The sequence below is a fragment of the Campylobacter sp. 2014D-0258 genome, assembly GCF_008000495.1.
Lineage (GTDB): Bacteria > Campylobacterota > Campylobacteria > Campylobacterales > Campylobacteraceae > Campylobacter_D > Campylobacter_D jejuni.
Genome location: NZ_VOAR01000026.1, coordinates 125,995 through 132,531, shown reverse-complemented (window position 1 = coordinate 132,531; position 6,537 = coordinate 125,995). Strand labels below are relative to the sequence as shown.

The following is a 6,537-nucleotide window of genomic DNA, read 5'->3' as shown; positions in this document are numbered from 1 at the left end:
TTAACGGCTTGATTGTCTTGTTCTAAGCCTCTTTTAGTAGCAAGAATGTTTTCATTGATAGCATTTGAGATTTGTCCAAATTCATCATTGCTTTTTACTTCTATAGTAGAAACATTTTTTGTTTTATAGTTGATAAAATCAAAGAATGAAGTTAAACCTGTTTGGATAGCTGCAAGTGGGGAGAGGTATTTTGATACGATGAAATAAAGGAGGATGATGCTAATAGATATCATAACAATTAAGGCTATAACTTGTATATATGCTGCTTTAAATATAGGTTTATTTATAATATCAGCGCTTTCGGTAATACAAGCTGTATAAGCAAAGACTTTAGTACAAGCTCCAAGTCTTTCTTCATTATTTAGCTTATAAGAGAAGAAGTTGTTATCACCATGAGCTTTATATGCATTTAGAACAGGAGAATGATCAATGGATGGATTTAATAATTCTTTATTGGTTGCTGCAAATATTTTATTTTTTTGATCAAATAAAAAAGTATTTCCAGGAGTGTTTGCAACTAAATTTTGCAAATCTTCTGATGGTATATCGACACCCAGTACTCCTATGATTTTGCCATCTTTATAAATAGCTTTAGAATACGTTATTACATATTGTTTTAAAATTGTATCTAAATATGCTGCTGTAACAAAAATATCATTTGTTTTTAAAGCTTCTTGATACCAATCTTTTGTCTTTATATCTAAATCATCACGTAATTCAGGCATTTTTGCATCATTAGATTTTTGACTAAGTAAAACTTTTCCATTGTTTAAACCTAAATAAACATTTAGTGCATTTATACTATGACGATAATATTTCAATATTGGACCAACATTGTTAATAATATTTTCTTCAGTGATTAAAGATTGATAAGGTAAGTTCGCGATATCTTTTTCTAAAGCTCTAGTAAAAGATTGATTTGTGGAACGGAAATCTTCAACGGTAGATTGTGTGACTTTAAGTAGATCAGTTTGATTTTTAAGAGTGCTTTCATATAGTGAGGTTTTTGTAAAATAAAAACTTACAATACCTAGAACAATTAAGGCAAAAATTGCAATTAAATTTGCAATGAGAGAAAGTTTGATTTTAATACTATTCATTATTTTCCTTTTAATTTTTGTTATTTTTAGTATAAAACTAATAATTTGGCTATTATTTTATCACAAAAAAATAAAAATAAATTTTTATTTTTATTTTAAAAAGGAGAAAATATGGCTTATACTATGAAAAGAGGTAGAAAAAGAAACAAAAATTAGTGCTCATACTTTAAGATTTTGGGCTAAAAAGGTTTGTTTCCTTTTGTTCAAAAAGATGAAAATAGTGTGAAATATTTTTCAAAAAGCGATATAGAATGGGCAAAATGGATAGAATGGTTTCGAATTTCAGGTATGCCAATAGAACAAATCAAACATTATATAAAACTTTGCTCTTTGGGTATAAAAACTGCCAAAGAGAGACAAGAGATGTTAAAGCAAACAAAGAAAAAATTACAAAACCAGATTAAAACATTAAAAGAAAGTGAAAAAGTTTTAAGCAAAAAGATAAAAATTTATGAAGAAATGCTTGCAAATGAAGTCGATGGGTTTAATCCAGAAAGCAAGGACTATCAACCTTGCGATAAGTTTTGTAAAGAATCATGAGGCTTGATTCATTTTTTTAGAATTTAAACTTTTGCCTAATGCCCATTTTACAAGTAAGATAAGTACAGGAACTTCTACTAAGGGGCCTATAATGCTTGCAAAAGCTTGTTCTGAGTGAAGCCCAAAAGTAGCAATGCAAATGATTATAGCTAATTCAAAGTTATTTCCACTAGCACTAAAGCATAAAGAACAAGTTTTAGGATAAGAAAGATGATTTTTCTTAGAAATAAACCAAGTTAGAAAAAACATGAAGATAAAATACAAAGTCAAAACAAAGGCTATTTTTAAAGCTTCTAAAGGCAGGTGAAATACTTCATTTGCTTTGTAAGAACACATAATGATAATAGTTGCTAGCAGGGTGATAAGAGTTATAGGGCTGATTTTAGGTAAAAAGGTATTTTCGTACCATCGTTTGCTTTTGTATTTTAAAAGTAGGGTTCTTGTTATAAAGCCCATTAAAAAAGGAATTCCTAAATAAATCAAAACATTTTTACTTAGAGCTGAAAAATCTATATCTAAACTTGTAGCTAAAGTGCTTTGACCTAGTAATTTTGGTAAAAAATCCAGATAAATATAAGCCAAAGTGGAAAAAAATAAAATTTGAAAAATGCTATTCATCGCTACTAAAGCACTGGTGTATTCTCTATCACCTTTTGCTAAATCGCTCCATACCACCACCATTGCGATACATCTTGCCAAGCCGATGATGATAACTCCTTGCATATATAAAGGCTCGTCTTTTAAGAAAATAAAAGCTAAGATAAACATAAGCAAAGGGCCTATAAACCAATTTAAAATCATAGAAAGCAAGATAACTTTTTTAGAATCAAATACCTTTGAAAGCTTTGCATAATCAACCTTAGCCAAAGGCGGATACATCATCAAAATAAGACATAAAGTCAATACTACATTTACAGACTTGTACTCAAATAAATTCCAAAATAAAGCGATATTGGGGAAAATGATACCTAAAATTAAACCCAAAAAAATAGCTAAAAATATCCAAAGCGTGAGAAATCTATCGATAAAACCTAACATGTAAAGTCCTTAAGAGAATTTGTCTTTATGGCTTGTAAAAGAGCTGTTATTTTATAATCTAAAATTTGAATTATTTTCCTAAATTCATCATCATAACTTCCGCTAGGATCTTTTAATCCAAAATCAAAATAATACCTTGATTTTAAGCTAGGACAAGCCACGCCACAACCCATACTTACGACTATGTCTAAATTTTGAGGCAAAGAATCAATGAGTTTAGAATAATGCTTTTTCATATCGATTTGATAAATTTCACGCATAAGTCTTATAGCCTGTGAATTTACACCCTTAGAAGTGTCGCTTCCTGCGGAAAATACTTCGATATCTATGCCCATTTTTTCAGCTTTATGCCTAGCTAGTGCTTCTGCTATTTGAGAACGGCAGCTATTGTGAATACAAATAAATGCAAGTTTCATTTATCGTTCTCGCAAGTGTTTTGTTCTAAAACTATGTTGTCAATATCTAGATTTTTAATATTTTCAAAAAGGTCAGAATGCAGTTTTAAAAGCTCATTGTTGATACCATAATACGCCCAAGTTCCCTTACGCTTGACATATAAAAATCCTGCATCTTTTAAAATTTTTAAATGTCTTGAAAGTCTTGATTGACCCATGTTTAAGAGCTCTTGTAGATCACAAACACAAAGTTCTTTGTATCTTAAAAGATGATGCAAAATCAAAACCCTACTTTCATCATTGATTGCTGAAATAATGGTTAAAAATTTTTGCATTTTATTTCCTTAAATTAAATTAATAAAAATTCCAAAAGATATAGCCACGCCTAAAATAATCATAACAAATAAAAATAAAAATTTTATTTTAAACATTTGTTTGAGTAAAATAAGCTCAGGTAAAGAACATCCAGCACCAGCGATTAAAAAACTCATAATCACTCCTTGGGAAATTCCCATTTGCAAAAGTGCTAAGCCTATAGGAATAATAGTTTCTACTCTTAAATAAAGGAAAATTCCTAAAAAAGCCGCTAATACAATGCTTAAAATTTCATTCCCATTTAGGTATTTTTGTAAAATTTCTTGAGGAATGAAACCATGAATAAAAGCACCGATAAAAACTGCCACAACGATATAGGGTAATAATTTTTTATAATTTTTCAAACTTTCTTTGAATAATTCTTTATAGTTTATCGTTATATTTTTAGGCTTATCTTGAGTATTTGCACAGCATGATTTTTGTTTAAAAATAAAATTGCTAGGATTGTGAGTGGTTTGGGTAAAAATATTTGATTTTGTATTTTTAGGGATATGTTTTAAAAAACTCTCTTCCTTAAATTTGGAAAAAACAAAAGAAACAATAAATATCAAAAATACCAAAAAAACCACATAAGTCAAACTTAACTTTAAACCAAAAGTTATAAAAAGCATGGAAAAAATGATAGGATTAATAAGAGGTGAAGTAAAAAGATAAGCTAAAGCTACGCTAAGTTTTACTTTCGCTTCCAAAAAAGCTCTTAAAAGCGGTATGGTAGAACAGGAACAAAATGGCGTTAAAGCACCTAAAAATATAGCTTTAAAATAACTTGAAATTTTATCACCAGCAAGTTGTTTTTTAAAAATTCCTTCGTATTTTTGATTGATAATAGAAACTAAAAAAGAAATAGCTATAAAAAGTACAGAAAGCTCAGTAAATAGATATAAAAACTCTTTGAAAGTATTTAAAAAAGACTGCATTTTTTATCCTTTTAAAAATATTTCCAAAAATATAACATATATAAATTAATATATCAATATATATTGATATATTAATTTGTTTCTTAAACGATATTTTATAGCTATTTCCCTAATTCTCAAGACTTTTTAAGATGGATTCTAAACTATTGCCTAAAGATATAAGTAAGTATTCAACTATTGGAGGAATTTCTGCGTAAACTTTGCGTTTGATCAGAAATTTAGAACCAGTATGTTTTATACGCAATAACTCTAAAATGAATGAATTTTTACCTCAAGCTAAAATAGCGCAAAAAGATCTTTTTGAGCTTGATTTTAAAGATCTGATAGATTTTGATATTATTATCGACGCTTTTGGAGAATGGGAAAAATTAAGCTTACATAAAAAGCACATAGAATGCTTGAGTAAAATTTTGCAAGGAAGCAAGGCTAAATTATTTGTTATATGGGGTATTGGAAGTTTGTATATGGATGAAAATCATACTACAAGACTTATGGATATACCTGATTTTCTTAAAGAGTATTTGGATATAGCTAAAGCAAGTGCAGAAGTATTGGAAATTTTTACGTAATGAAAAAGGCTTTAAATGGGTATATGTGAGCACATCTGCTATTTTTCACCAGAACTTCCAAAAACCAATCATTATAAAATCATAGGTGAAAAATTTGAAATTAATGCCAACAATGAAAGTAAAATCAGCTATAGTGATTATGCTAGTGCTATGATAGACATAGTGCTTAATTCTTGCTATGAAAACACACGCATTGGAGTAATAAGCCTATAAATAAAAGATATCTTATGCTTTTAAGGCATCTTTTATTTCTTTTAAATGCTTATTTTGAAGTTTTAGATTTTTCTAAAGATTTTATTTAATATAGATAAATATTTTTATTTTAGGTTATTGACTTAGACCTACTCTCATCTTTTATACTTTTAAAAATATTAATTGAAAGGATAAAATGAAAAATTTAAATAAAGCTTCAAATGCTCAAATTATTCTAGTATTTTGTTTAGGGGTATTTGGGATTTTGAGCACAGAACTAGGGATGATGGGTATAATTCCTATTGTTTCTCAAAATTTCAGTGTAAGTATTTCAGATGCGGGTTGGTGTGTGAGTATTTTTGCACTCGTGATAACTTTTTGCGCCCCTATTGTCCCGCTACTTTGTGCAAATTTCAATCCTAAAAAACTTATGCTTATTTGTTTAGCTGTGTTTATCTTAAGCTCGTTAACTTCCGCTTTTGTGGGTGAATTTTGGCAATTGCTTATTTTAAGAGCTATTCCTGCTTTTTTTCATCCTATTTATATAGCTCTTGCTCTAAGTATGGTTACAAATTTGGTCGAAGATAAGAAAGAAATTCCAAAAGCTACAGCTAAGATTTTTGCAGCAGTTAGTGCTGGAATGGTTTTGGGTGTACCTATGACTAGTTATTTTGGTGGAAATTTTAGTTTTAAAATGGCAATGTTATTTTTTGTATTTTTAAATACTTTATCTTTTATAGCAACTTTATTTTTTGTTCCTGATTTTAAAAAAGTAAATTCTGTAAAAATAAGCAAACAATTGCTTATTTTAAGATACCCGCTTTTATGGATTAGCATACTTTGTGTTATTTGTATAAATGCTGGAATTTGGGGTTTTTACTCTTATTTTTCTGATTTCTTACATAGTGTAGGAAAGATGAATTTTACTTTAATTAGTATTGTATTGGCTATTTATGGTTTTTCAAATATTATAGGCAATTATATAGCCGGAAAGACCCTTGTTAAAAACGCAAATTTTACTTTGATTTTAACACCTTTAATTATGATAGGATTTTATATTTTACTTTTTAGTTTTTATAGTGAAATTATACTTATAATATTTGCCTTTATATTAGGAATTTTAGCAGGTGTGATGAATAACGGCACACATTTTATGATAAGTTATCCCTTTCCAAAGGCTGCTAATTTTAGCAATGGACTTTTTATAAGCGTGGCCAATATAGGATTAAGCACCGGAACTGCTATTTGTGGACTTGTGATTTCTTTGAGCGATACGCGTTATATTATCGTAAATACTATTGTTTTGTTGATTTTAGGAATTATCATGATTTTTATAAGAAGTAGGATAGAAAAAATGAAATTAAGATTTTAAATTTTTACTTGACTTAGAGTAGCTCTCATGTTTTATAAT

The 6,537-nt window shown here is 28.5% G+C and carries 6 protein-coding genes and 3 pseudogenes; 3 read left to right on the top strand and 6 right to left on the bottom strand.

The genetic code is table 11. The annotated features are described in order from the left end of the window. Positions 1-1,133, bottom strand: a 1,133-nt coding sequence (locus SR62_RS07685; protein ID WP_187106219.1) for a cache domain-containing protein, incomplete at its 3' end; no start/stop codon positions are given. 78 nt (positions 1,134-1,211) lie between these two features. On the opposite strand from SR62_RS07685, the pseudogene SR62_RS07680 reads away from it, so the two are divergent. Next, a pseudogene (locus SR62_RS07680) lies at positions 1,212-1,640 on the top strand (MerR family transcriptional regulator). On the opposite strand, the gene acr3 reads toward SR62_RS07680, so the two are convergent. From acr3 to SR62_RS07655, 5 genes and pseudogenes are all read right to left on the bottom strand, one after another. Then, positions 1,635-2,678 (bottom strand): arsenite efflux transporter Acr3, encoded by a 1,044-nt coding sequence (acr3, locus tag SR62_RS07675; RefSeq protein WP_002858915.1) that lies wholly within the window; start codon positions 2,676-2,678, stop codon positions 1,635-1,637. The pseudogene SR62_RS07680 and the gene acr3 overlap by 6 nt on opposite strands. Further along, complete coding sequence (locus tag SR62_RS07670) at positions 2,672-3,094, bottom strand: arsenate reductase ArsC (protein ID WP_147502336.1); 423 nt, start codon at positions 3,092-3,094, stop codon at positions 2,672-2,674. The genes acr3 and SR62_RS07670 overlap by 7 nt, the downstream gene beginning before the upstream one ends. After that, positions 3,091-3,408: an ArsR/SmtB family transcription factor gene (locus SR62_RS07665; protein WP_002858914.1), complete on the bottom strand. Its 318-nt coding sequence runs from the start codon at positions 3,406-3,408 to the stop codon at positions 3,091-3,093. Before SR62_RS07665 ends, SR62_RS07670 begins: the two co-directional genes overlap by 4 nt. Positions 3,409-3,417: 9 nt before the next feature. Next, a complete protein-coding gene (gene arsP, locus SR62_RS07660) occupies positions 3,418-4,365 on the bottom strand; it encodes an organoarsenical efflux permease ArsP (protein WP_002867862.1) in 948 nt (315 codons plus the stop codon). 109 nt (positions 4,366-4,474) lie between these two features. Then, positions 4,475-4,579: pseudogene (locus SR62_RS07655) on the bottom strand (winged helix-turn-helix transcriptional regulator); the annotation flags it as partial. Here SR62_RS07655 and SR62_RS07650 point away from each other — a divergent pair. After that, positions 4,566-5,147 (top strand): annotated as a pseudogene (locus SR62_RS07650) (NAD(P)-dependent oxidoreductase). The pseudogenes SR62_RS07655 and SR62_RS07650 sit on opposite strands and share 14 nt — an antisense overlap. A 175-nt stretch (positions 5,148-5,322) precedes the next feature. Further along, positions 5,323-6,498 carry an MFS transporter gene (locus SR62_RS07645; RefSeq protein ID WP_002892947.1) on the top strand — a complete coding sequence of 392 codons (1,176 nt, stop codon included), beginning with the start codon at positions 5,323-5,325 and terminating at the stop codon, positions 6,496-6,498. Positions 6,499-6,537: the final 39 nt, after the last annotated feature.